Origin of the sequence: Streptomyces sp. NBC_01520, from assembly GCF_045040375.1 — a bacterium.
GTDB lineage: Bacteria > Actinomycetota > Actinomycetes > Streptomycetales > Streptomycetaceae > Streptomyces.
In genome coordinates this window covers 3,637,043-3,661,765 of sequence record NZ_CP109404.1, presented here as the reverse complement: position 1 = coordinate 3,661,765, position 24,723 = coordinate 3,637,043, and the positions used below count along the sequence as shown (strand labels likewise).

18 protein-coding genes are annotated in these 24,723 nt (G+C 71.3%); 17 read left to right on the top strand and 1 reads right to left on the bottom strand.

Annotated features, from left to right (window positions below; all coding sequences use genetic code 11):
* Positions 1-164: 164 nt before the first annotated feature.
* From ssd to OG524_RS16445, 7 genes are all read left to right on the top strand, one after another.
* A complete protein-coding gene (gene ssd / locus OG524_RS16475; protein WP_405390069.1) occupies positions 165-1,304 on the top strand; it encodes a septum site-determining protein Ssd in 1,140 nt (379 codons plus the stop codon).
* Positions 1,301-2,449: a TadA family conjugal transfer-associated ATPase gene (locus OG524_RS16470; RefSeq protein ID WP_405390070.1), complete on the top strand. Its 1,149-nt coding sequence runs from the start codon at positions 1,301-1,303 to the stop codon at positions 2,447-2,449. Before ssd ends, OG524_RS16470 begins: the two co-directional genes overlap by 4 nt.
* 23 nt (positions 2,450-2,472) lie before the next feature.
* On the top strand, positions 2,473-3,318 hold the full coding sequence (locus tag OG524_RS16465; protein WP_405812469.1) for a type II secretion system F family protein: 846 nt from the start codon (positions 2,473-2,475) through the stop codon (positions 3,316-3,318).
* Positions 3,315-4,112, top strand: coding sequence for a type II secretion system F family protein (locus OG524_RS16460; RefSeq protein ID WP_405810814.1), 798 nt, complete (start codon positions 3,315-3,317; stop codon positions 4,110-4,112). Before OG524_RS16465 ends, OG524_RS16460 begins: the two co-directional genes overlap by 4 nt.
* A gap of 144 nt (positions 4,113-4,256) precedes the next feature.
* Positions 4,257-4,466: a DUF4244 domain-containing protein gene (locus OG524_RS16455; protein WP_405393167.1), complete on the top strand. Its 210-nt coding sequence runs from the start codon at positions 4,257-4,259 to the stop codon at positions 4,464-4,466.
* A complete protein-coding gene (locus tag OG524_RS16450; RefSeq protein WP_405390072.1) occupies positions 4,453-4,905 on the top strand; it encodes a TadE family type IV pilus minor pilin in 453 nt (150 codons plus the stop codon). The genes OG524_RS16455 and OG524_RS16450 overlap by 14 nt, the downstream gene beginning before the upstream one ends.
* A gap of 59 nt (positions 4,906-4,964) precedes the next feature.
* Complete coding sequence (locus tag OG524_RS16445) at positions 4,965-5,495, top strand: Rv3654c family TadE-like protein (RefSeq protein WP_405393168.1); 531 nt, start codon at positions 4,965-4,967, stop codon at positions 5,493-5,495.
* Between the two features lie 140 nt (positions 5,496-5,635).
* Here OG524_RS16445 and OG524_RS16440 read toward each other — a convergent pair whose 3' ends face one another.
* Positions 5,636-8,125, bottom strand: a complete 2,490-nt coding sequence (locus OG524_RS16440) for a DEAD/DEAH box helicase (RefSeq protein WP_405390073.1) — start codon at positions 8,123-8,125, stop codon at positions 5,636-5,638.
* A 79-nt stretch (positions 8,126-8,204) separates the two neighbouring features.
* On the opposite strand from OG524_RS16440, the gene OG524_RS16435 reads away from it, so the two are divergent.
* The 10 genes from OG524_RS16435 (at position 8,205) to OG524_RS16390 (ending at position 24,636) form a co-directional block, all read left to right on the top strand.
* Positions 8,205-8,558 (top strand): STAS domain-containing protein, encoded by a 354-nt coding sequence (locus OG524_RS16435; RefSeq protein WP_003967428.1) that lies wholly within the window; start codon positions 8,205-8,207, stop codon positions 8,556-8,558.
* Positions 8,559-8,759: 201 nt separating this feature from the next.
* Positions 8,760-9,215, top strand: a complete 456-nt coding sequence (locus tag OG524_RS16430; RefSeq protein ID WP_405390074.1) for an ATP-binding protein — start codon at positions 8,760-8,762, stop codon at positions 9,213-9,215.
* 306 nt (positions 9,216-9,521) lie between these two features.
* Positions 9,522-11,945 (top strand): sodium-translocating pyrophosphatase, encoded by a 2,424-nt coding sequence (locus tag OG524_RS16425; protein WP_405810811.1) that lies wholly within the window; start codon positions 9,522-9,524, stop codon positions 11,943-11,945.
* A 284-nt stretch (positions 11,946-12,229) separates the two neighbouring features.
* Positions 12,230-12,868, top strand: coding sequence for a small secreted protein (locus OG524_RS16420; RefSeq protein ID WP_405390076.1), 639 nt, complete (start codon positions 12,230-12,232; stop codon positions 12,866-12,868).
* A gap of 85 nt (positions 12,869-12,953) precedes the next feature.
* Positions 12,954-14,477: a methyltransferase gene (locus OG524_RS16415; protein WP_405810809.1), complete on the top strand. Its 1,524-nt coding sequence runs from the start codon at positions 12,954-12,956 to the stop codon at positions 14,475-14,477.
* A gap of 524 nt (positions 14,478-15,001) precedes the next feature.
* Positions 15,002-15,199 carry a hypothetical protein gene (locus OG524_RS16410; RefSeq protein WP_405390078.1) on the top strand — a complete coding sequence of 66 codons (198 nt, stop codon included), beginning with the start codon at positions 15,002-15,004 and terminating at the stop codon, positions 15,197-15,199.
* Between the two features lie 268 nt (positions 15,200-15,467).
* Entirely contained in the window at positions 15,468-18,335 is a 2,868-nt protein-coding gene (gene topA / locus OG524_RS16405; protein ID WP_405810806.1) for a type I DNA topoisomerase, read from the top strand.
* A gap of 190 nt (positions 18,336-18,525) precedes the next feature.
* Entirely contained in the window at positions 18,526-21,615 is a 3,090-nt protein-coding gene (gene tmk / locus OG524_RS16400; protein ID WP_405810804.1) for a dTMP kinase, read from the top strand.
* Between the two features lie 177 nt (positions 21,616-21,792).
* On the top strand, positions 21,793-22,998 hold the full coding sequence (locus tag OG524_RS16395) for a DNA polymerase III subunit delta' (RefSeq protein WP_405810802.1): 1,206 nt from the start codon (positions 21,793-21,795) through the stop codon (positions 22,996-22,998).
* Between the two features lie 108 nt (positions 22,999-23,106).
* On the top strand, positions 23,107-24,636 hold the full coding sequence (locus OG524_RS16390) for an alpha/beta hydrolase (protein WP_405390083.1): 1,530 nt from the start codon (positions 23,107-23,109) through the stop codon (positions 24,634-24,636).
* The last annotated feature ends 87 nt before the right edge of the window (positions 24,637-24,723 follow it).

Below are 24,723 nucleotides of genomic sequence, written 5' to 3'. Positions count from 1 at the left end.
ATGCTGAAGTTGTCCACAGTTTCCGAGCAAGATCCACATGTTTTTCCGAGGCGCTGCATGTTGATTCCACCCGCGAAGTCCACGGGTTCCGGAATCGCGCATCTCGGTTAGGCCCGAGACCGCCGCGAACCGCACTGAAGAGGCAGTGGGAAGGAGCGGAGGCCATGGCTGGATCCATCGCACGGGAAGGTCTGTCGATCGGCGAGGGGCCGCGGGGCGGACCGCTGATCGTGACCGAGGACGTGCTTTTGCTGGACGATCTGCTGAGGCTGTGCGCGGCGGCAGGGGCCGTGCCCGAGGTGCATCACGGACCACCCGCGCAGAGAAGTGGCTGGGAACGGGCCCCGATGGTCCTGGTGGGTGACGACGCCGCACCGAGGTGCCGCGGTGCCGCACGCAGGCGCGGAGTGATGCTGGTCGGCCGGGACCAGGACGACCCTGACGTCTGGCGCCGGGCGGTGGAGATCGGGGCCGAGTACGTACTCCGGCTGCCTGAGTCCGAGGTCTGGCTCGTCGATCAGATCGCCAATGCCGCGGAAGGTGTCGGGCGTCCCGCGCTCACCGTCGGGGTGGTGGGAGGGCGCGGCGGCTCCGGTGCGTCCACGCTGGCCTGTGCGCTTGCCGTGACGGCAGCCAGGTCCGGTCGGCGGACCCTGCTGGTCGACGGCGACCCGATGGGCGGCGGGATCGACGTGCTGCTGGGTGGTGAGGAATCCGAAGGAATGCGATGGCCGGATTTCGCCCGTTCCAAAGGGAGGGTGGGCGGTAGCGCTCTGGAGGAGTCCCTGCCCGCACTGCACGGATTGCGCGTGCTCAGCTGGGGACGGGACAACGACGTGATCGTCCCGCCGCCGGCCATGCAGGCAGTTCTCGCGGCTGCTCGGAGGCTCGGCGGCGTGGTCGTCGTGGACCTGCCGCGCCGGGTCGACGAGAGCGTGGCCGAGGCCCTGGCACAACTGGACGTAGGGCTGCTGGTCGTGCCGGGTGAGCTGAGGGCGGTGGCGGCGGCCAAACGTGTGGCGGCGGCGGTCGGGACGGTCCTGGAGGATCTGAGGGTCGTCGCGCGCGGGCCCTACACGGCCGGACTGGACGACCAATGGGTCGCGCAGGCGCTGGAACTTCCCCTAGTCGGCGACCTGCCCCTGGAAACGGGACTTTCGGCGGCCCAGGACAGTGGCCTGCCGCCCGGTGGCAATTCCCGAAGCCCGCTGGCCCGCTTCTGTACGGCGTTCTGGGATCGGGCGGACTCCTCGGCCGGAGCAGCGGCTATGGCGGCAGGGCGTCCCGGAGGAGGCACGCCATGACCGAAGCCCTGCTCGACGCCGTGCGGCAGCGGCTGGCCCGCAGCGGTGCCGCGCCCACTCCGGCCGGCGTGGCGGCCGCTCTCAGGGCACAGGGCCGCCTGCTCGGAGACGCGGAAGTGCTCGGCGCAGCTGAGGAATTGCGTGGGGAGCTGGTCGGGACCGGGGTGCTGGAGCGCTTGCTGGCCGACCCTGCTGTGACCGACGTGCTGGTGTCCGCGCCCGACCGGGTCTGGGTGGACCGCGGAGCCGGACTCGAACTGACCCCGGTCACCTTCCGGGATGCGGCGGCGGTCCGCAGGCTGGCCCAGCGGCTCGCCGCGGTGGCAGGGCGGCGGCTGGACGATGCCCGGCCCTGGGTGGACGCACGACTGCCGGACGGGACACGGATGCACGCTGTCCTTCCTCCGGTGTCCGTCGGCACGACATGTCTGTCGCTGCGGGTGGTGCGCCTCCGGGCCTTCACGCTGGCGGAGCTCGTCGCGGCCGGGACGGTCCCGCCCGGAGGGGACCACTTCCTGAGAGCGCTGGTCGAGGCCCGGGTCTCCTATCTGATCAGCGGGGGGACCGGCGCAGGGAAGACGACTCTGCTGTCCAGCCTGCTGGGTGCCGTCGGCGAGCGGGAACGCATCGTGCTCGCCGAGGATTCTGCGGAACTGCGCCCGGACCACCCGCATGTGGTGCGCCTGGAGTCGCGTCCCGCCAACCAGGAGGGGGCGGGCAGGGTGACGCTCCGGGATTTGGTGCGCCAGGCATTGCGCATGCGGCCCGACCGGCTGGTGGTGGGGGAGGTGCGGGGTGCCGAGGTGACGGAGTTGCTGGCCGCGCTGAACACGGGACATGAAGGGGGTTGCGGCACGGTGCACGCCAACGCGGCTGAGCACGTTCCGGCCCGTCTGGAGGCACTGGGGACGGCAGCGGGTCTCGACCGGGCCGCACTGCACAGCCAGTTGGCGGCCGCCCTGTCCGTGGTGGTTCATCTCGTACGGGATCGGGGAGGGCGGCGCCGCCTCGCCGAAGTCCATGTGCTCGAACGGGACGCGGCGGGCCTGGTGGTGACGGTGCCCGCGCTGCGCTGGGGCGCGGAGGGGTTCGTCCCGGAGCGGGGCTGGGAGCGGTTGGGGTCGCTGATCGGAGAGGCGCGGTGACTGCGGCGGGGGCTGACGCCTTGATGTGGGCGCTGTCTCTGGTGATGGCGGTGTGCGCGGGGCTGGCGGGCGGGCTGGCTGTGCTTCGGAACCCTGGCGTGCGGCGAGCGAAGACGTTGTTCGCGGGAGCGAGGGTGGACCTGCGGGGGCAGGTGGCGGGATGGGCCACGGTGCGGATCTTCCTGGAACGGCGGCGCGAATGGCTGTGCGCCCCTGTGGCGGCACTTCTTGCCGTGTTGGGTCAATCGGTATTGCCCCTACTTGCGGGGGCCGTGGCGGTGCCCCTGGTGCGTCGCTGGATGCGACGGCGGGTACAGCGGAGCGAGCGTGAACGGGCGGCCGACGCGGTTACGGCACTCTGCGGGGCAGTCGTGGGCGAGCTGCGGGCGGGGCGTGAGCCCGGGCAGGCCCTTGCCGTCTCCTGGCGCCGTACGGGAGCCCCGGGCGTCTCTGAGTCCGCTGTGGCGGCGGCCGCGCGGTTCGGCGGCGACGTGCCCGACGCACTCCGGCAGGCGGCGACCGGCCCCGGCCTCGACGGGCTCGCGGGGGTGGCGGCCTGTTGGCGGGTGGCGGTGGACGGCGGAGCCGGGCTCGCGGCAGGTCTCACCCGTCTGGAGAGCGCACAGCGTGCCGAGCGGCGCCGACGGGATGAGCTGCGGGCGCAGTTGGCGGGTGCGTGGTCGACGGTCGTGGTGCTGGCGTTACTGCCGGTGGTGGGGCTGGGGCTGGGAGCGGCGCTCGGCGCGGACCCGCTGAGAGTGCTGCTGCACAGTCCGGGAGGGCTGGCCTGTCTGGTGACGGGCGGTCTGCTCGAGGCGGCTGGACTGTTCTGGGCGGCGCGGATCGTGCGGGCCGGGGAGGCGGAATGAACGCGCTCCCTGGCGAGGAGCACGGGATGGGTGCCGTGGGCGCGGTGCTGGGTGTGGCTGTGTACCTGGTCCTTGCCCTGGCCGGGCTGCGGCGAGAGCGTGCGACCCGCAGGCGCGGAGCGAGGTTGTCCAGGACCCGTTTCGGCGGCCCGGGGATCGGCTGGCGGCGCCTGCGGACAGGAGGCCTGGACCGCGCCCCGCGATGGGCGGCACCTCTTGGGGCCTGTGTGGCCGGCTGGATCCTCGTCGGAGGGGTGGCCGGGTGCGGGGTCGGCCTGGCGGCGGCCTACGGAGTTCGGCGATGGCAGAGATCCGGGCGGGGGAGTGCCGCACAGGGGGCGGAAGCCGCGTGGGTAGCCCGGCAGTTGCCGCTGGCCGCGGATCTGCTGGCGGCTTGCCTCTCGGCGGGCGCCGGCCCCTGGGAGGCGGCCGAGGCCGTCGGGGAATCCATGGGTGGTCCGGTCGGTGACCGCCTGGCCAGCACGGCGGCGGAGATCCGGCTCGGCGGCGAACCGGCCGACGCGTGGGGGCGGTTCGCGGAGATACCGGGCGCAGGACCGCTGGCCCGTTGCCTGGAGCGGGCCGGCTCGACGGGCGCTCCGGCGGCGGAACCGGTCTCCAGGCTGGCCGACGAGATACGTGCCGAGCGGGCGAGCACGGCTGTGGCGCGGGCCCAGCGAGCAGGCGTGTTGATCACAGCGCCGGTCGGACTCTGCTTCCTGCCCGCCTTTCTGGCGGTGGGGGTGGCACCGGTGGTCATCGGGCTGGCGTCCGGGCTGCTGCACGCCAAGTGACGGAGAACCACGGGTGCGTTCTTCCGGATGCCCGGCACACCCACCGCGATCCGCATTTCCGAACCGGGAATCCGAACCTCGAAATCCGAATCCGAAACCGAACCGAACGGGGCCGAGATGGGAAAGAACGTCATGGGACAGGTGATGTGTGCGATGCGCCGCACCTGGGAGGACAGGTACGACAGGCTTGTGAGGTCCGTCAGGGCGGACCGGGGCATGACGACGTCCGAGTACGCGGTGGGGACCATCGCCGCGTGCGCGTTCGCGGCGGTGCTCTACAAGGTGGTGACGAGCGGGGCGGTGCAGTCGGCACTGCAGTCGCTGATCAAGGACGCGCTCGATGCGAAGTTCTGAAGCGGGGGCGGGAACCGGTGCTCGGTCCCGAACTCCTGCTGCCGCGGGAGCCAGAGATGGGCCCAGGGCGCCTGTCCGGCCGTCGGCCGGGTCCCGTGACCGGGGTGCGGTGACGGCTGAGGCCGCCATGGCCGTTCCGGTGCTGGTGGCTTTCGCCTTGGCTCTTGTCTGGGCGCTGGTAGCGGCAGCCGACCAGATCCGTTGTGTGGACGCCGCCCGGGCCGGAGCACGGGCGGCTGCCCGATCGGAACCGGAGTCCGCGGTGCTGTCCGCGGCGCTGGAGGCGGCACCGGGCGGAGCCCGGGTCGACCTGGCGCGTACGGGGGAGTTGTGGCGGGTCAGGGTCGAGTCACCGACGCCCGGTCCGGGCCGGCTTGCTCTGACGCTCAGCGCGGAGGCGGTCGCATTGGCCGAGGACACGGTGGGAGCGGAGCCGTGAGAGCCGTGCGAGGAAGATCGCCGGCCGGGGACCGCGGTCTGGCGACGGTGTGGGTGGCCATGACGACGCTGACACTGTGCGCGGTGTTCGCCACGGTGCTCGCGCTGGGACAGGCCGTGGCGGCCCGGCACGATGCCGGTGGGGCCGCGGACCTGGCCGCTCTGGCCGCCGCCGATCGGGCACTGCGGGGGGAAGTGGCCGCCTGCGGGGCAGCGAAGGAGGTGGCCGGGGCACAGAGGGCAGAGGTGATCCGATGCGTGGTCCGGGGCGAGATCGCCGATGTGACGGTCCGCGTGCGCTTCGGTCCCTACCGGCCGGAGGTCAGGTCGAGGGCGGGTCCTCCGACCGCCGGGGCGTCCGGGACGGCAACGACATCGCCACCAGGCAGACGATCGGCGACAGCGCCAACGGGTATGCGGGCACCACCGGCTCCAGCGGCAGCGACATCACCACCGAGCGCGGTGACGCCGACGGTCGGGGAGCCAGTGGCAGAACCCCCGAGGGCGGAGGTGCCAAGGCACACGCATACGCACCGAGTCGGCTCACGTCAGGACAGGGCAGCCTTACTCGGTGAGGCGGTGAGGCGGTGAGGCGGTGAGGCGGTGAGGCGGTGAGGCGGTGAGGCGGTGAGGCGGTGAGGCGGTGAGGCGGTGAGGCGGTGAGGCGGTGAGGCGGTGAGGCGGTGAGGCGGTGAGGCGGGCCGGGGTGGTGGACGTGCCAAGGCCTGTGTCTAGGTTCCTGGGTCTTCCGGCAGCGGGTTCTCCTCGGGGTCCGGCGGTGCGGTTCTGAGGAGTTCGGTCAGGAGGCGTACAGCGCCCCGTTTGTGCAGTGGTTCGTTGCCGTTGCCGCATTTGGGGGACTGGATGCAGGACGGGCAGCCCGCCTCGCACTCGCAGGACGCGATGGCCTTGAGGGTCGCCGTCAGCCACGTACCGGCCGTGTGGAACGCCCGTTCGGCGAATCCGGCGCCGCCGGGGTGTCCGTCGTAGACGAAGACCGTGGGGAGCAACGTGTCCGGGTGCAGGGGCACGGACACCCCGCCGATGTCCCAGCGGTCGCAGGTGGCGAAGAGGGGCAGCATCCCGATCGACGCGTGTTCGGCGGCGTGCAGGGCGCCGCCGAGGATCTCGGGATTGATCCGGGCGGCATCCAACTGGTCCTCGGTGACCGTCCACCACACTGCGCGGGTGCGCAGGGTGCGGGGCGGCAGGTCCAGCTTGGTCTCGCCCAGGACCTCTCCGGTGATCAGCTTGCGACGCAGGAAGGAGACGACCTGGTTGGTGACCTCGACGGAACCGAAGCAGAGCCGCCCGTCACCCCACGGGATCTCTGTGTCGGTCTCCAGCACGGTGATGGTGGTGGTGTCGCGAGCGTTGGTCGAGTACGGCGGTACGGCTTCCTCCACCAGGGCGACCGAGTCCTCCAGATCCAGCTTCCGGACCAGGTACGTGCGGCCCTGGTGGAGGTGGACCGCGCCCTCGTGCACGGCGGTGTGCGCCGCCGACTCGTCGACCGTGCCCAGCAGCCGGCCGGTGCCCTCCTCGACGATCTGGACCGGACGGCCTCCCCCGCCACGGATGTCCGTCAGGTCGGCGGCCCGTTCGCGGCGGGTCCAGTGCCAGCCCGTCGCCCGCCTGCGCAGCAGCTTCGCGGCTTCGAGCTGCGGCAGCAGATCGGGCACGGCGGGGCCGAAGAGAGCGATGTCGCCTTCGGCGAGCGGGAGTTCCGCCGCCGCGGCGCACAGGTGCGGGGCGAGGACGTACGGGTTGTCCGGGTCCAGGACGGTCGACTCCACGGGCTGCTGGAAGAGCGCCTCGGGATGGTGGACGAGGAAGGTGTCCAGCGGGTCGTCGCGGGCCACCAGGATCGCCAGCGCACCCTGTCCGGCGCGTCCCGCGCGGCCCGCCTGCTGCCACAGCGACGCCCGGGTGCCCGGGTAGCCGCAGATGACGACGGCATCCAGGCCCGACACGTCGATGCCGAGTTCCAGGGCGGTGGTCGCGGCCAGCCCGAGCAGGTCGCCGGAGTGCAGCGCGCGTTCCAGGGCCCGGCGTTCCTCGGGCAGGTATCCGCCACGGTAGGCGGCGACCCGTGCGGGCAGGGAACGGTCCACCTCGGCGAGCCGCTCCTTGGCGATGACGGAGATGAGCTCCGCGCCGCGCCGGGAGCGCACGAAGGCGACCGAGCGGACACCCTGGAGGGTCAGGTCGGTCAGGAGGTCGGCTGTCTCGGCCGTGGCGGTACGGCGCACCGGAGCGCCCTTCTCGCCGTGCAGATCGGTCAGCGGAGGCTCCCAGAGGGCGAACACCATCTCGCCGCGGGGCGAGGCGTCGTCGGAGACCTCCTTGACGGGCAGGCCCGTGAGACGGCCCGCGGCGACCGACGGCTGCGCCGCGGTGGCCGAGGCGAGGAGGAACACCGGATCGGAGCCGTAACGCGCGCACAGGCGGCGCAGGCGGCGCAGCACCTGGGCGACGTGGGAGCCGAAGACCCCCCGGTAGGTGTGGCACTCGTCGATGACGACGAAGCGCAGGGCGCGCAGGTAGGAGGCCCAGCGGGGGTGGGACGGGAGTATCCCCCGGTGCAGCATGTCGGGGTTCGTCAGGACGTAGTTGGCGTACTGGCGTACCCATTCGCGCTCCTCGACCGGCGTGTCCCCGTCGTAGACCGCCGGCCGCACCGCGGTTCCCAGCGGGGCGGAGAGCTCCTTCACGGAGCGCCGCTGGTCGGCGGCGAGGGCCTTGGTCGGGGCGAGGTACAGGGCGGTCGCGCCGCGGCCGTTCGGTGCCTGCGAGCCGTCGAGGAGAGCGCTCAGGACCGGCGCCAGGTAGGCGAGCGACTTGCCGGACGCCGTGCCGGTGGCGATGACGACGGACTCACCGTCCAGGGCGTACTCGGCGGCCGCGGCCTGGTGTTCCCACGGATGGTCGATCCCGGCCCGGCCAATTGCCGAGATCACTTCCGGGCGGATGCGATCAGGCCAGATGGCATGGGTTCCCGCCCGCGGGGGCAAGTGCTCCGTATGAGTGATGCGCGCAGCCCGGCCCTCCCCTGCGGCGAGCCGGTCGAGGACCGTGGCGGGAGAGGGGCGCGAGCCCGGGTTCTCGGGCGGTCGACTGGGGCGGTGATTCTTGGCCATCGGCACCGAGTGTGTCACCGGCATGACGGACAATGGTCCCAAGGCGTCGTGCATGGCTGCTGGTAAGTGATTGAATGCCATCGCGGCTGGCGATCCGTCCCCTGGCCTCCGTCGGGGAGACCGAGGGGCGACCGCTCGATAGCAAGGTGCTGGAGGATCCGTGGACCTGTCCCTGTCGACTCGCAATGTGTCCGGCCCTGGTGGCGACCGTACGGTCGTCGAGGTCGGTGGCGAGATTGATGTTTATACCGCGCCCAAGCTGCGCGAGCAGTTGGTCGAGTTGGTGAATGACGGCAGCTACCACCTGGTTGTCGACATGGAAGGTGTCGACTTCCTCGACTCCACCGGCCTCGGCGTGCTCGTGGGTGGCTTGAAGCGTGTCCGGGCCCATGAGGGCTCGCTGCGCCTGGTGTGCAACCAGGAGCGCATTCTCAAGATCTTCCGGATCACAGGTCTGACCAAGGTGTTTCCCATTCACACCACGGTCGACGAGGCTGTCGCGGCCACCGACTGAGTCGTCGGACCAGGCCTGCCGTCCTCGGGCGGCAGGCAGCGACAGGCCGACAGGCGGCAGCAGGCGGGCCGCCGCGGGCAGGCGGTCGACCCATGGGTCGGCTGCCGGCTTCGTCGGTTCCGGAGGAGTATGGAGAGCAGGGGTACCGGGCACCACGCCCGGGCCCCTGAGATGCACGCCCGTACGTTCGAGGGGGATGGCATGCCAACCGTTGAACTCCGCTTCAGCGCTCAGCCCGAACACGTCAGGACGGCCCGCCTCGTGGCAGCCGCCGTGGCACGCCGGGCCGGCGTCGACGAGGCGGTGCTCGACGAGGTCAGACTCGCTGTCGGTGAGGCGTGCAGCCGTGCCGTAGGTCTGCATCGAAGCCATGACATCACCGCTCCGGTCACGGTCGTGCTCACGGAGGAGGAGAAGGCATTCTCCATCGAGGTCGGCGACGGAGTCCCCGGCCCGGGAAGCGATCCTTCGCTGTCGGGAGCCCCCGGCGGCGCGAGTGCGAGGCCGGATGAGCCGGACACCGACGCGGACAGCGAGGACGAGATGGGTCTCGCGGTCATCAGCGGCCTGGTCGACGACGTGGAGGTCCGGTCGGGCGTGGACGGCGGAGTCATCCGAATGACGTGGCCGACTGCCCCGGCGGTGGTCCTTCCCTGAGACGTGCTGCTCCCGTGGGCGGCGGCAGGTCCGTGGCGGACAGGTCCGCCACGGACGCGCCCGTGCGTCCGATCAGTTTTCGGCCCTGCTGAGCAGGGCCTTTTTCATGTGCGCGTGATCAATTTCCTGGGGATTTCCGTACGCCGCCATGCCTCTGCCCCATTACTGTATTCGGGTGCATTGCCGGGTGAGATCATTTGTCATTGGGCGGACGAAAGTCGATTTAATTGACCACCCACTGTTTTGATCGGTATCCGCTCCCTACAATCCGTCCACGTCTTGAGCGCTGAGCGTCAAGGAGGACGTATGGCGGAGTTCTTCAACACCCCACTGGCAGAACTGACGCACGTTTCCGTACCTTCCGGCCGGCCCACCTCACTCGCAGCCGCGGTTCTCACCGACGGGAACCGGCTGATCGTCGTTGTCATCGCAGTCGTCGCCCTTGCCGCGCTGGCCGTCGCCCAGCTGCTGGCACGCCAGGTCCTGGCGGCCGGAGAGGGCACCGCCCGTATGAAGGAGATCGCGGCAGCCGTCCAGGAGGGCGCGAATGCCTATCTGGCCCGGCAGTTGCGCACGGTCGGCATCTTCGCGGTGATCGTGTTCTTCCTGCTTCTGCTGCTTCCGGCCGACAACTGGTCGCAGCGTGCGGGACGTTCGGTGTTCTTCCTGGTGGGTGCGCTCTTTTCGGCAGCCACCGGATACATCGGTATGCGACTGGCCGTGCGCAGCAATGTGCGTGTGGCTGCTGCTGCCCGTGAGGCGACTCCGGCAGAAGGCGAGCCGGAAAAGGATCTCACCGTCGTCTCGCACAAAGCGATGAAGATCGCTTTTCGTACGGGTGGCGCGGTCGGCATGATCACCGTCGGTCTCGGTCTGCTCGGTGCCTCCTGCGTCGTCCTCGTCTACGCCTCCGACGCGCCCAAGGTGTTGGAGGGATTCGGACTCGGCGCCGCGCTGATCGCCATGTTCATGAGGGTCGGGGGCGGCATCTTCACCAAGGCCGCCGACGTGGGAGCGGACCTCGTGGGCAAGGTGGAGCAGGGCATCCCGGAGGACGACCCGCGCAATGCCGCCACCATCGCCGACAACGTGGGGGACAACGTCGGCGACTGTGCGGGGATGGCGGCCGATCTCTTCGAGTCGTACGCGGTGACCCTCGTCGCCGCGCTCATCCTGGGCAAGGTCGCCTTCGGGGACTCGGGGCTGGCCTTCCCGCTCATCGTTCCGGCGATCGGCGTGGTCACCGCGATGATCGGGATCTTCGCCGTCGCTCCGCGCCGGGCGGACCGAAGCGGGATGACGGCCATCAACCGCGGATTCTTCGTGTCGGCCGTGATCTCGCTCGTCCTGACGGCCGTGGCGGTCTTCGTCTACCTGCCCTCCTCGTACGCCGAGCTGGACGGGGTCACCGACAGCGCCATCAGCTCCCACGGTGGTGACCCGCGTGTCTTCGCCCTCGTCGCCGTGGCCATCGGCATCGTGCTCGCCGCCCTGATCCAGCAGCTCACCGGCTACTTCACCGAGACCAACCGGCGCCCTGTCCGGGACATCGGGAAGTCCTCGCTGACGGGCCCGGCGACGGTGGTCCTCGCCGGCATCTCCATCGGTCTGGAGTCGGCCGTCTACACCGCGCTCCTGATCGGTCTGGGCGTCTACGGAGCGTTCCTGCTCGGCGGGACGTCGATCATGCTGGCCCTCTTCGCGGTTGCCCTGGCGGGGACCGGCCTTCTCACCACCGTGGGGGTCATCGTCGCGATGGACACCTTCGGTCCCGTCTCGGACAACGCCCAGGGCATCGCCGAGATGTCGGGCGACGTCACGGGTGCCGGGGCGCAGGTCCTCACCGACCTGGACGCCGTCGGCAACACCACCAAGGCCATCACCAAGGGCATCGCGATCGCCACCGCCGTCCTGGCGGCCGCGGCACTCTTCGGCTCGTACCGCGACGCCATTGCCACGGCGGTCGACGACGTGGGGGCCGGGGCGGGGGAACTGGGACTGAGCCTGGACATCTCCCAGCCGAACAACCTCGTCGGTCTGATCCTCGGCGCCGCCGTCGTGTTCCTCTTCTCCGGCCTGGCCATCAACGCGGTCTCCCGCTCCGCGGGGGCCGTGGTGTACGAGGTGCGGCGGCAGTTCCGCGAGCATCCCGGGATCATGGACTACACGGAGAAGCCGGAGTACGGACGAGTCGTCGACATCTGCACCAAGGACGCCCTGCGTGAACTGGCCACGCCCGGACTGCTCGCGGTGCTGGCGCCGATCGCGGTCGGGTTCAGCCTGGGGGTCGGGGCGCTCGGCTCGTATCTCGCGGGTGCGATCGCCACAGGCACCCTCATGGCCGTCTTCCTCGCCAACTCCGGTGGCGCGTGGGACAACGCCAAGAAGCTCGTCGAGGACGGCCATCACGGCGGCAAGGGCAGCGATGCCCACGCCGCGACCGTCATCGGGGACACGGTCGGCGATCCGTTCAAGGACACCGCGGGCCCGGCCATCAACCCGCTCCTCAAGGTGATGAATCTCGTGGCGCTGCTCATCGCTCCCGCGGTCGTGCAGTTCAGCTACGGGGACGACGCGAACGCGGGGGTGCGGGCCGCCGTGGCCGTGTTCGCCCTCGTCGTCATCATCGGTGCGGTGTACGTGTCCAAGCGGCGCGGGATCGCCATGGGCGACGAGGACGGTCCGGGAGGCGGCGGCGACAGGTCGGCCGACCCGGCCGCCGTTTCGTGAGACGGCCGGGAGCAGGTGGCCCGCGAGGCGGGTGACATCTGATCAGAGGGCGGGCGGAAGGCGTGTGCTGACGCGTCGTCCGCCCGCTCGTCCCGGCTTGTCGGTGCCATGCGTGCGGGGGAGTTGTCCGTACGTCTGCCCGAGTCCGTAGGTGAGTTGTATCTCCCTCATTCCCCTTGGTGCAAATGGCTGCAAAAGCACGCACATCGGAAACCTGGCGCCTGAATGTCGCCCACTTGGCGTGTAAGTTCCGGGGCCGAGAGCCTTGGAAGGGACCCAATCCGGTGAACAAGAAGCTTGCAGCCGCACTGTCCGGCGGTGCGGTACTCGTACTGACGCTGTCGGGCTGCAGCGACGACAGCGACGACAAGGTGAACGACTGGGCGAAGAAGGTCTGCGACCAGGTCCAGCCGCAACTGCAGAAGATCGCGAACGCCAACGCCGCGATCCAGCAGCAGACGGCCGACAACAGCAAGCCCGCCGACGTCCAGGAGACCGACTCGGCTGCCTTCCAGCAGATCTCGCAGGCCTACAAGGCGCTGGGCACGGCCGTGGACTCGGCGGGCCCGCCGCCCGTGGACGACGGCGAGACCACGCAGAAGGAAGCGGTGAAGGAGCTCAACGCCTCCTCCGTGGCGTACGCGAACCTGAAGACGAAGGTCGACGCGCTCGACACGGAGGACCAGGCGAAATTCGCAGACGGGCTCAAGGGAATCGCCGACGAGCTGAACAAGATCAGCACCAATGGCGACCAGGCGCTGAAGAAGCTGCAGTCCGGTGAGGTCGGTTCGGCGATGGCGAAGCAGAAGGGCTGCCAGAGGCCCACGGCCTCCGCCCCGCCCGCCTCCGCCCCGGACGCGACGCCGTCGAAGTCCGCGTCGAAGTCCCCGTCACCGTCGGCCTCGGCGAGCGAGAAGTCGTAACCACAGCACGTTCACAGCGGCCCGGCAGCCCCCTCGTGGGTGCCGGGCCGCTGCCGTTGTCGGCGGGAGCGGACACAATGGGCGGGTGAGTACGACCAGCCTTCCCGCATCCGCCCGCACGTCCCTGCTCCGCGAAGCCCTGCTCGCGGCCGCCTTCACCGCCGACGGGCTCCTCGACCGGCTCGGCGCGCCGGCCTACGCCGCGCTCGCCCGCAGCGAGACCGTCCCGGCGCTCCGGGCCACGCGCGGGGACTCGCCGCTCGACACGCTGGTGCGGCTGTTCCTCCTGCAGCGCTCCGTCCCGGCCGCCACCGCCGCCCTCGCACTCCCGCTGGAGGAGTGCGTGGAGGACGGCTGGCTGGTCCGCGAGGGCGATCTGGTCGGAGCGACCGTCGACGTCCGGCCGTACGGCGGGCCGGAGGGCCAGGACTGGTTCATCGTCTCCGACCTGGGATGCGCGGTCGGCGGGGCCGGTGGGATCGGGTCGCACGAGGAAGGCGTCGTCCTCGGCGTCGGCGGGGCGTCCACCACGCTCGCCGGGATCACCGTCCGCAGGCCCGTGGCCTCCGCCCTGGATCTCGGTACGGGCTCCGGCATCCAGGCCCTGCACGCCGCCCAGCACGCGATCCGGGTCACGGCCACGGACGTCAACCCACGCGCCCTCGAATTCACCCGGCTCACCCTCGCCCTGTCCGGCGCGGCCCCGGCCGATCTGCGGGAAGGCTCCCTGTTCGAGCCGGTGGGCACGGAGACGTACGACCTGATCGTCTCCAACCCTCCCTTCGTCATCTCCCCCGGAGCCCGGCTGACGTACCGCGACGGCGGCATGGGCGGCGACGACCTGTGCCGGACCTTGGTGCGGCAGGCGGGCGACCGGCTGAACGAGGGGGGTTACGCGCAGTTCCTCGCCAACTGGCAGCACGTGGACGGCGAGGAGTGGCAGGACCGGGTGCGTTCCTGGGTGCCGCGGGGCTGTGACGCCTGGATCGTGCAGCGTGAGGTGCAGGACATCACGCAGTACGCCGAGTTGTGGCTGCGCGACAGCGGTGACCACCGTGCGGACCCCGCCGTGTACGCCTCCCTGTACGAGGCCTGGCTGGACGAGTTCGAGGCCCGCGGCACCAAGGCCGTCGGCTTCGGCTGGATCGCGCTCAGGAAGTCCGCGGCAGCCGCCGCCGGGAATGCCTCGGTCGTGGCGGAGGAGTGGCCGCACCCGGTGGAGCAGCCCCTCGGACCGGCTGTCGAGGCCCATTTCGTACGGCAGGACTATCTGCGCCGGCACGACGACGCGGCGCTGCTGGCCGCGCACTTCACCCTCGCCGAGGAGGTCGTGCAGGAGCAGGTCGGCCTGCCGGGCGCCGAGGACCCCGAGCATGTGGTGCTGCGTCAGAACCGGGGGATGCGGCGGGCGACCAAGGTCGACGCGGTCGGCGCGGGGTTCGCGGGTGTGTGCGACGGATCACTGCCCGCGGGCCGGATCCTGGACGCCATCGCCCAGCTCATGGCCGAGGATCCCGTCCTGCTGCGCGACCGCACCCCGCAGGCGATCCGGCTGCTGCTGGAGGAAGGCTTCCTGGAGCCGGTATGGGACACCGCGCAGGAACGCTGACCGCGCGACGCGACACCGCTGACCGCGCGACGCGACACCGCTGACCGCGCGACGCGACGCCACACCGCCGACCGCGCGGCGGGAGGCGCGAGGTGCGGGACGCCTTCACAGCCCGTACCCCGTAGTGGTCGTGCGCGCACGACCACTACCTCATCGCGGTCGTGCCACGCGCTCATCGCGGTCGTGCCACGCGCTCATCGCGGTCGTGCCACGCGCTCATCGCGGTCGTGCCATGCGCTCCGTTCCTGTGTCGGTAAACCGCCCCGTTCGCCATCGGCAACGCTCTGACCAGGTATGTTCCGCTCGCCGAGCCCCTGGCCCCGCGCGGTCCGCGGATTCCGCTCGGGGTCGTTCCCGGGACGGCTGCGCCACGTTCACCCGGGGTTCGTGCAGGCGTCGCCCCGGCGTGGCAGCCTCCCCTCTGCCGAGCGGTACGGACGGCATGGGCAGCACGGGCACACGGCTGCCCGCACGGACGGGCGGCGTGGGCGACAGCCGGCGCGCAGAGGTTGAGGGGTACGGACATGGAGAGCGTCACCGCGGTCTTCGCCGGTACGGCATTCGCACTGTTCGGTGCCGCCCTCCTCATCTGGACGGGGGCGCGCACCATCCAGCGTGCGCCGGTCGCCCACGGTGTGAGCCCCGTCGCCTCCACCGCTCTCGCCACGCTCTTCGGCGTACTCTTCCTCGTTCTCGGCGTGTGGTGTTTCACCCGCGGCTGATCCACCTCGCGGGGAGGGCCGGCGTCCGTCCCGCACACGCCCCGGCGGCGGCCCGAAACCCCGAGGCGACAGCCGTGTGAAGCGCGGACCGGGCAGTCCGGGCGGCAGGAATGGCGGAAGTCGGGTTACCGTTCGAGTGGCCGTTGCGGGCTTTTGCCGTTTGACACGGGGGCGGGTTGTACCGTCACACTCCGCAGCGACAGCACCGCGGGCAGCGTCACTGCGCTGCCCGGATGCCCACGAGTGCCGACCGGAGAGAAGAGCGAAGTTGTCCCCGACCAGCGAGACCGCAGGCCGCCGACTCGTCATTGTCGAGTCGCCTGCCAAGGCGAAGACGATCAAGGGCTATCTCGGCCCCGGATACGTCGTCGAGGCGAGCGTCGGGCACATCCGCGACCTGCCGAACGGCGCCGCCGAGGTGCCGGACGAGTACACCGGAGAGGTACGCCGTCTCGGCGTGGACGTCGAGAACGACTTCCAGCCGATCTACGTCGTCAACGCCGACAAGAAAGCCCAGGTCAGGAAGCTCAAGCAGCTCCTTGCCGAATCCGACGAACTCTTCCTCGCCACCGATGAGGACCGCGAGGGCGAAGCCATCGCGTGGCACCTGCAGGAAGTCCTCAGGCCCAAGGTCCCGGTCCACCGGATGGTCTTCCACGAGATCACCAAGGACGCGATCCGGGCCGCCGTCGCCAACCCGCGCGAGCTGAACCAGCGCATGGTCGACGCCCAGGAGACCCGTCGCATCCTCGACCGTCTGTACGGCTACGAGGTCTCGCCGGTCCTGTGGAAGAAGGTCATGCCGCGGCTCTCCGCAGGCCGTGTCCAGTCCGTCGCCACCCGGCTCGTCGTCGAGCGGGAACGCGAGCGCATCGCCTTCCGTTCCGCCGAGTACTGGGACCTGACCGGTACGTTCGCCACCGGCCGCACCGGTGACGTCTCCGACCCCTCGACGCTCACCGCCCGCCTCAGCGCGGTCGACGGGCGCCGTATCGCCCAGGGCCGCGACTTCGGCCCGGACGGCCTGCTGAAGGCCGCTTCCGGCCAGACGCTGCACCTGGACGAGGCGAACGCCCGCGCCCTGGCCGCCGCGCTCGCCGACTCCACCTTCGCGGTCCGGTCGGTCGAGTCGAAGCCGTACCGGCGCTCCCCGTACGCCCCCTTCCGTACGACGACCCTCCAGCAGGAGGCGAGCCGCAAGCTCGGCTTCGGGGCCAAGGCCACGATGCAGGTGGCGCAGAAGCTGTACGAGAACGGCTTCATCACCTACATGCGTACGGACTCCACGACGCTCTCGGACACCGCGATCTCCGCGGCCCGGGCGCAGGTCACGCAGCTGTACGGGGCGAACTACCTCCCGGACAAGCCCCGTACCTACGCCGGGAAGGTCAAGAACGCGCAGGAGGCGCACGAGGCGATCCGCCCCTCCGGCGACCGCTTCCGCACCCCGGCCGAGACAGGCCTCACCGGTGACCAGTTCCGGCTGTACGAGCTGATCTGGAAGCGGACCGTCGCCTCCCAGATGAAGGACGCCGTCGGTAACTCCGTCACCGTGAAGATCGGCGGCCGGGCGAGCGACGGCCGGGACGCCGAATTCTCCGCGTCCGGCAAGACGATCACCTTCCACGGCTTCATGAAGGCGTACGTGGAAGGCGCCGACGACCCGAACGCCGAGCTGGACGACCGCGAGCGCCGGCTGCCGCAGGTCGCCGAGGGTGACGCGCTGACCGCGGACGAGGTCACGGTCGACGGCCACGCCACCAAGCCGCCGGCCCGCTACACCGAGGCCTCGCTGGTCAAGGAGCTCGAAGAGCGCGAGATCGGCCGCCCGTCCACCTACGCCTCGATCATCGGGACCATCCTCGACCGCGGCTACGTGTTCAAGAAGGGCACGGCCCTGGTGCCGTCGTTCCTCTCGTTCGCCGTGGTCAACCTGCTGGAGAAGCACTTCGGCCGGCTCGTCGACTACGACTTCACCGCACGCATGGAGGACGACCTCGACCGCATCGCGCGGGGCGAGGCCAAGTCCGTACCGTGGCTGCGGCGCTTCTACTTCGGCGCGGGCGCCGAGGGCGCGGCCGGTGCGGGGGCGGCCTCCGACGCGGGTAACGGCGACGGCGACCACCTCGGCGGCCTGAAGGAGCTCGTCACCGACCTCGGGGCGATCGACGCCCGGGAGATCTCCTCCTTCCCGGTCGGCAACGACATCAAGCTCCGGGTCGGCCGGTACGGCCCGTACATCGAGCGCGGCGAGAAGGACTCCGAGGGCCACCAGCGCGCGGACGTGCCGGAGGAACTGGCGCCCGACGAGCTGTCCGTGGAGTACGCGGAGGAACTGCTCGCCAAGCCGAGCGGTGACTTCGAGCTCGGCGCCGACCCGGTCACCGGGCACCAGATCATCGCGAAGGACGGGCGCTACGGCCCGTACGTCACCGAGGTGCTGCCCGAGGGCACGCCGAAGACGGGCAAGAACGCGGTGAAGCCGCGGACCGCGTCCCTCTTCAAGTCGATGTCGCCGGACATGGTGACCCTGGCCGACGCGCTCAAGCTGATGTCGCTGCCGCGGGTCGTCGGCGAGGACGCCGACGGTGTCGAGATCACCGCGCAGAACGGCCGCTACGGTCCGTACCTCAAGAAGGGGACGGACTCGCGCTCCCTCACGTCCGAGGACCAGCTCTTCGACATCACGCTCGACGAGGCCCTCGCGATCTACGCCCAGCCGAAGCAGCGCGGGCGGGCCGCCGCCAAGCCGCCGCTGAAGGAACTGGGCACGGACCCGGTGAGCGGTGCCCCGGTCGTGGTGAAGGACGGCCGCTTCGGCGCGTACGTCACCGACGGCGAGACGAACGCGACGCTGCGCACCGACGACAGCGTCGAGGACATCACGCCGGAGCGCGGCTACGAGCTGCTCGCCGAGAAGCGGGCCAAGGGGCCCGCGAAGAAGAAGACGGCGAAGAAGGCCCCGGCCAAGAAGGCACCCGCGAAGAAGGCGACGGCGGCGAAGAAGACAGCGGCCAACACCACGGCCGCCAAGAAGACGACCGCGGCCAGGAAGACGACGGCGACCGCGAAGAAGACCGCGGCGAAGAAGGCACCGGCCAAGAAGGCGGCGCCGGCTTCGTCGACGGAGGACTGACCTCTCCGGAGCCACTGACGGAGGAGGGGGCCGGACGTCACGTCCGGCCCCCTCCTCCGTTCATGTGCGCACGGACTGGAGCGACGGACGGGTGGGAATGTCCTTCGAGGGCGCTCCGCCCCGTGCCCCGGGCGGCCGTATGTTCGGACGCGGCCCCCGGGCACCGCACCGCTCCCGATAGGCTGGGCGAATGACGCGAGCCGAGCAGCCACCGGTCGTGAGCCCCACCTCCGACACACTTGCCGCAGACTCACGCGAGCGCGCCGTACGAGCCCTGTTGCGTATTCCTCCGCTGAAGCGGTTGTGGAGCGCCCAGCTCGTCGGAAGTATCGGCGATTCACTCGCCCTTCTCGTGCTCGTGCTGTTGTCGCTGCAGGCGGCGGTCCTGGAGGGCTCCTTCGGGGCCGGATACCGCGGGGCGGCCTTTGCCGTCGCCGCCGTCTTCGGCGCCCGGATCATTTCCACCGTGCTCTTCGGAGCCGTACTCCTGGGGCCCCTGACGGCGCTCACGGCGCCCGGCGGTCCTGTGGACCGGCGCTGGCTGATGATCGGGGTGGACGGGCTGCGGCTCGCGCTGCTGGTCATCGCCCCGCTGTGGATCGACTGGATGCCGGACAAGGCACTCATGATGATCCTCGTCACGGTCTTCGTGACCGGTGCCGCCGAACGCCTGTGGACGGTGGCCAAGGAGAGCGCGGCCCCTGCGCTGCTGCCCGCCCCGCCCATCGAGGGCGCCGCCGTACGCCCGCTTCCCGACCACCTCGATCCGCTGCGCAGGCTCTCCCTGCGGACGGACTTCCTGGCGATCCCCGCCGCCGCGGCCGTGCTCCTGGTCGCCGCGCTGATCGGCGATCTGCTCGGCACCGGGCTCGACTGGTTCTCCTTCCACCAGGCGGCCCTCGGCTCGTACGTCGCGGCAGGTTTCTTCTCGGCCTCGATTTCCGTCCTGTACTTCCTCGAACTGCCCGGCATCCCGACGCCCCGTCCGCGCTCGCCCCTGGAGGGTCTGCGCCGGCCGGGCACCGGCAAGGGCCGCACCGGCAGCATCCCGCTGGTCGTCGGTGTGTGCGCCGCGGTCGCCGGGGCCATCGCCGCCGCCGCCGCGGTCTCCGTGCTGCACGCGGCCGACCTGGGTGGCGGACCGGCCACCTTCGCCCTGCTGATCCTCGCCCTGACCGGTGGCACCGCACTCGGTATCCGTACCGCGCAGAAGGTGCTGCCCACCCTGTCGCGACGTCGGCTGCTTGCCCTGGCCACCGCCGTCACCGGAGTGGCGCTCCTCGCGCTCGGCCTGGTCCCGGACACGGCGACCGGGCTGCTGATCGCGCTGCTCGCCGGTTACGCGGCAGGTGTCACGGCCCACATCGGGCACGCCGTGATCGAGCAGGAGACCGAGGAGGTCCGGCGGGCCAGGACCACCGAGCACCTCCAAGCCGTCGTCCGGGTGCTCGTCGCGCTCGGCGCGGTGGGCGGTCCGCTGCTCGCCGCCGCCATCGGGCGGCACCGGCTGGGTTCCGGCGACTTCGTCTTCGCGCACGGCGGAGCCGCCTTCGCGCTGATGCTCATCGGCGCGCTGTTGCTGCCCGCCGCCGTGCTCGTCCTCGCCAAGACGGACGACCGCGCCGGTGTGCCGCTCCGCCGCGACCTGCGTGAGGCGCTGCGCGGCGGCGGAGACCCGGACGTCGCGCCCGCCGCGACCGGATTCTTCCTCGCCCTGGAGGGCGGCGACGGAGCCGGCAAGTCCACCCAGGTCGAGGCGCTCGCCGACTGGATCAGGGCCAAGGGCCACGAGGTCGTCGTCACGCGCGAGCCGGGGGCCACCCCGGTCGGCAAGAGGCTGCGCTCGATCCTGCTCGACGTGTCGTCGGCCGGGCTGTCGAACCGCGCGGAGGCCCTGCTGTACGCCGCCGACCGCGCCGAGCATGTCGACTCGGTCGTCCGTCCGGCGCTGGAGCGCGGTGCGATCGTCATCTCGGACCGCTACATCGACTCGTCCGTCGCCTACCAGGGTGCGGGCCGTGACCTCTCCCCGACCGAGATCGCCCGGATCTCGCGGTGGGCGACGAGCGGTCTCGTACCGCACCTGACGGTGCTCCTGGACGTCGACCCGGAGACGGCGCGGGAACGCTTCACCGAGGCGCCCGACCGGCTGGAGTCCGAGCCGGCCGAATTCCACACCCGGGTGCGGTCCGGCTTCCTCACCCTGGCGGCGGCGGACCCGGCCCGCTACCTGGTGGTGGACGCCGGCCAGGAGCCGGAGACGATCACCACCGTCGTACGCCACCGGCTCGACCAGCTCCTCCCGCTCTCCGAGGCCGAGATCAAGGCCCAGGAGGACGCGCGCAGGGCGGCCGAGGAGGAGGCCCGGCGCAAGGCCGAGGAAGAGGCGGCCCGCAGGGCCGAGGAGGAGCGGCTGGAGCGTGAGCGGCAGGCTCAGCTCGCCAAGCTCCGTGCCGAGGAGGAGGAGCGCAAGCGCCGCGAGGAGGAGGAGGCGCGGCAGCGCGAGGCCGAGCGGCAGGCCGAGGAAGCGCGGCAGCGTGCCGAGGACGCCCGCCGCCGTGCCGAGGAGGAGCGGGCCCGGCTGGAGGCCGAGGACCGGGTGCGCGAGGCCGAGCAGGCGCGGCTGCGTCAGCAGGCCCAGGAAGAGGCCAGGCTCCGCCAGGAGGCGGAGGAACTGCGCCTGGAGAAGCAGCGCAAGGCGGAAGAGGCACTCGTACGGGCCGAGGATGCCCGGCGTAGGGCCGAGGCCGAGGCGGCCGCCCGTGCCGAGGCGGACGCGGCTGCGAGGAAGCGGGCCGAGCAGTCGGCGCGGTCCGCTCCGTCCGTACCGGACAACGAGCTCACGATTCCGACCCCGGTCGTGAACCCGAACGAGATCACCCAGCCGGTGCCGCTCACCCCGCCTGCGGACCGCCCGGTCCGTGACGCGGACGAGACGACCGTCCTGCCGCCCGTCCGTGACGCGGACGAGACGACCGTCCTGCCGCTCGTCCGGGACGAGGACCCGGCGGACCGCGTGCCGCCGGGTGTCTTCCGTGACGAGCGCCGTGCGGAGCCCGCCGGGAACGAGAACGAGCGCACGCGTGAACTGCCGCAGGTCGGCGAGGACCCGCAGGCGGGACGGTCGGCCCAGGACCGTTCCGGCCGCCCGAAGCGTCCTCGTCCCGACTGGGCGGAGGAGACGCCGCTCGACGATCTGCCGACGCTGGCCGACGAACTGCTCGGTGGCCAGGACGACGACCGTGACCAGGGCCGGGGCGGTCGCCGGCCGCGCGGCTGAGGACGCTTCCGGAAGCCCCCGGCCGCCATGGCCGGGGGCTTTCCCGTCCGCTCTCGGCCATGGCGGCCGAGCCATGCGGCCGGGGAGCCCGGAAGGCGGAGGGCGGGAATGTCAGAGCCTTCCCGCACAATGGGATCCGGCTTTCTCCGCACCACACCACCGGAAGGGCGGTGACCCATGACCGTATGGGACGACCTGGTCGGCCAGGACCGAGTGCAGGAGCAGCTCGGTGCCGCCGCACGGGACGCCGATGCGCTGGTCACCGCCAACTCCACGGGGCAGCCGGTCCCCCCGGGGTCGAAGATGACCCATGCCTGGCTCTTCACCGGCCCTCCCGGTTCCGGCCGGGCCACCGCCGCCCGTGCCTTCGCCGCCGCCCTCCAGTGCACCAGCCCGGACCGGGCCCTGGGCGGGGCACCGGGCTGCGGCTTCTGCGACGGCTGTCACACGGCGCTGATCGGCACCCACGCGGACGTCGAGGTCATCCGCACGGACCTGCTCTCGATCGGCGTGAAGGAGACCCGTGAGCTGGTCCGCCGTGCCCAGCTCTCCCCGGCCGTCGGCCGCTGGCAGGTCATCGTCCTGGAAGACGCCGACCGCCTCACCGAAGGCGCGGGAAACGTCCTGCTGAAGGCCGTGGAGGAGCCCGCCCCCCGCACGGTGTGGCTGCTCTGCGCGCCCTCCTTGGAGGACGTGCTGCCCACGATCCGCTCCCGGTGCCGTCACCTCACGCTGCGTACGCCGCCGGTCGACGCCGTCGCCGACGTGCTGATCCGGCGTGACGGCATCGACCCCGAGCGGGCCGTGTCCGCCGCCCGCGCCACCCAGGGGCACATCGGCCGTGCGCGCCGCCTCGCCACGGACGAGCGGGCCCGCGCCCGCCGTGCCGCCGTACTCAAGCTCCCGTTGCGCGTCCATGACGTCGGCGGCTGCCTCAAGGCCGCCCAGGAACTGGTCGATACGGCCGGCGAGGACGCCAAGGAGCTCGCGGAGGGGGTCGACGTCAAGGAGACCGAGGACATGAAGGCGGCGCTCGGCGCCGTCGCCGGGGGCCGGATGCCGCGCGGCACGGCGGGGGTGATGAAGGAGCTGGAGGACAGGCAGAAGCGCCGCAAGACGCGTACCCAGCGCGACAGCCTCGATCTCGCCCTCACCGAGCTCACCGGCTTCTACCGCGATGTCCTGGCGATCCAGCTCGGCTCGCGGATCGCCATCGCCAACACCGATGTGCAGGACGCCCTCGACCGGATCGCCGAGTCGTCGACCGCCGAGCGCACCCTGCGGCGGATCGAGGCCGTGATCGCCTGCCGCCGGGCGCTCGACCGCAATGTGGCGCCGCTGCTCGCGGTGGAGGCGATGACGATGTCGCTCCGGGCGGGCTGATCTGGGGGGCGATACGCTGACGCCTGCGGATTCGTACAGTTGACGTGCGAATTCACCCGTATGAGCAGGGAATCGGTTGAGTCGTCACCCGGCGGCTACGCTCCGGGGATGGACACCAGGCGCCTGCTCCGTATCTTCGCCACCGCGCTCGGCACTGCCGGCCTCCTCGTCTCCGGCTGCAGCAGCGGCAGTTCGGCGCCCAGCGCGTCGGCGACGGGTTCGACCGCCGCCGAGGACCTGGAGCCGTACTACGGGCAGAAGCTGCGCTGGCGGGACTGCGGCGTGGAGGGCTTCCAGTGCACGACGATGAAGGCCCCGCTGGACTACAACAAGCCGGACGGCGGCGACATCGACCTGGCCGTCTCCCGCAAGAAGGCCACCGGCCCGGGCAAGCGGATCGGCTCGCTCCTGGTGAACCCGGGCGGCCCCGGCGGCTCGGCCATCGGCTACCTCCAGGGGTACGCGGCCATCGGCTACCCCGCCCCGGTCCGCGCCCGGTACGACATGGTGGCGATCGACCCGCGCGGAGTGGCCCGAAGTGAGCCCGTCACCTGCCTGACCGGTAAGCAGATGGACGCCTACACCCAGGTGGACCAGACCCCCGACGACGACGCCGAGATCACGAAGCTGAACAAGGCCTTCGACACGTTCGCGAACGGCTGCGAGAAGCGTTCCGGCGAGATCCTCCCGCACGTCTCCACGGTCGAGACGGCCCGGGACATGGACATCCTGCGCTCCGTGCTCGGCGACGAGAAGCTGCACTACGTGGGCGCCTCGTACGGCACGTTCCTCGGCGCGACGTACGCCGACCTGTACCCCGACCGGGTGGGCCGCCTCGTCCTCGACGGGGCCATGGACCCCTCCCTCCCGGCGATCGACATCAACAGGGACCAGACCGCCGGCTTCGAAGCGGCGTTCCAGTCCTTCGCTGCGGACTGCGTGGAGCAGCCGGACTGTCCGCTCGGCACCACGTCCACCGCCGCCGCCGCGACCGCCCTCAAGAAGCTGTTCGCCGACCTGGACGCCGAGCCCGTCCCGACCGGCGAGACCCGGGAGCTGGGCGAGTCCCTGGCGACCACCGGTGTGATCGCCGCGATGTACGACGAGTCCGCCTGGCCCCAGCTCCGCGAGGCGCTCGCCGGGGCGCAGCGCGGCGACGGCTCCGGTCTCCTCGCCCTGGCCGACAGCTACTACGAGCGCGAGCCGAGCGGGAAGTACGCGAACCTGATGTTCGCCAACGCCGCGGTGAACTGCCTCGACCTGGCCCCTGCCTTCACCGGCCCCGCCGAGGTCGAGGAAGCGCTCCCCGCCTTCGAGGAGGCCTCCCCGGTCTTCGGCAGGGGCTTCGCCTGGGCGGCCCTGAACTGCGGCTCCTGGCCCGTCGAGCCCACCGGCACCCCGCACCGCACCGAGGCGGAGGGCGCCGACCCGATCGTCGTGGTCGGCACCACCCGCGACCCTGCCACCCCGTACAAGTGGGCCGAGTCCCTCGCGGAGCAGCTCTCCTCCGGCACCCTGCTCACCTACGTGGGCGACGGACACACGGCGTACGGCCGGGGCAGCGACTGCGTCGACACGGCGATCAACACCTACCTGCTGGAGGGCACCCCGCCCAAGGACGGGAAGAAGTGCTCCTGACCTGCGGATACGGCTGCGGGAGCGGGCGGTACGGAGCACCCCTCGAAACTGTGTAGACTTGGCGTCGCTGCTGCCGCACCATGGTGC

Excerpts from the sequence above, each read along its gene's own strand:
- ssd (WP_405390069.1), top strand. The coding sequence starts at position 165 with ATGGCTGGATCCATCGCACGGGAAGGTCTGTCGATCGGCGAGGGGCCG.
- OG524_RS16470 (WP_405390070.1), top strand. The coding sequence starts at position 1,301 with ATGACCGAAGCCCTGCTCGACGCCGTGCGGCAGCGGCTGGCCCGCAGC.
- OG524_RS16465 (WP_405812469.1), top strand. The coding sequence starts at position 2,473 with ATGTGGGCGCTGTCTCTGGTGATGGCGGTGTGCGCGGGGCTGGCGGGC.
- OG524_RS16460 (WP_405810814.1), top strand. The coding sequence starts at position 3,315 with ATGAACGCGCTCCCTGGCGAGGAGCACGGGATGGGTGCCGTGGGCGCG.
- OG524_RS16455 (WP_405393167.1), top strand. The coding sequence starts at position 4,257 with ATGTGTGCGATGCGCCGCACCTGGGAGGACAGGTACGACAGGCTTGTG.
- OG524_RS16450 (WP_405390072.1), top strand. The coding sequence starts at position 4,453 with ATGCGAAGTTCTGAAGCGGGGGCGGGAACCGGTGCTCGGTCCCGAACT.
- OG524_RS16445 (WP_405393168.1), top strand. The coding sequence starts at position 4,965 with ATGACGACGCTGACACTGTGCGCGGTGTTCGCCACGGTGCTCGCGCTG.
- OG524_RS16440 (WP_405390073.1), bottom strand. The coding sequence starts at position 8,125 with ATGGCATTCAATCACTTACCAGCAGCCATGCACGACGCCTTGGGACCA.
- OG524_RS16430 (WP_405390074.1), top strand. The coding sequence starts at position 8,760 with ATGCCAACCGTTGAACTCCGCTTCAGCGCTCAGCCCGAACACGTCAGG.
- OG524_RS16425 (WP_405810811.1), top strand. The coding sequence starts at position 9,522 with ATGGCGGAGTTCTTCAACACCCCACTGGCAGAACTGACGCACGTTTCC.
- OG524_RS16410 (WP_405390078.1), top strand. The coding sequence starts at position 15,002 with ATGGAGAGCGTCACCGCGGTCTTCGCCGGTACGGCATTCGCACTGTTC.
- tmk (WP_405810804.1), top strand. The coding sequence starts at position 18,526 with ATGACGCGAGCCGAGCAGCCACCGGTCGTGAGCCCCACCTCCGACACA.
- OG524_RS16395 (WP_405810802.1), top strand. The coding sequence starts at position 21,793 with ATGACCGTATGGGACGACCTGGTCGGCCAGGACCGAGTGCAGGAGCAG.
- OG524_RS16390 (WP_405390083.1), top strand. The coding sequence starts at position 23,107 with ATGGACACCAGGCGCCTGCTCCGTATCTTCGCCACCGCGCTCGGCACT.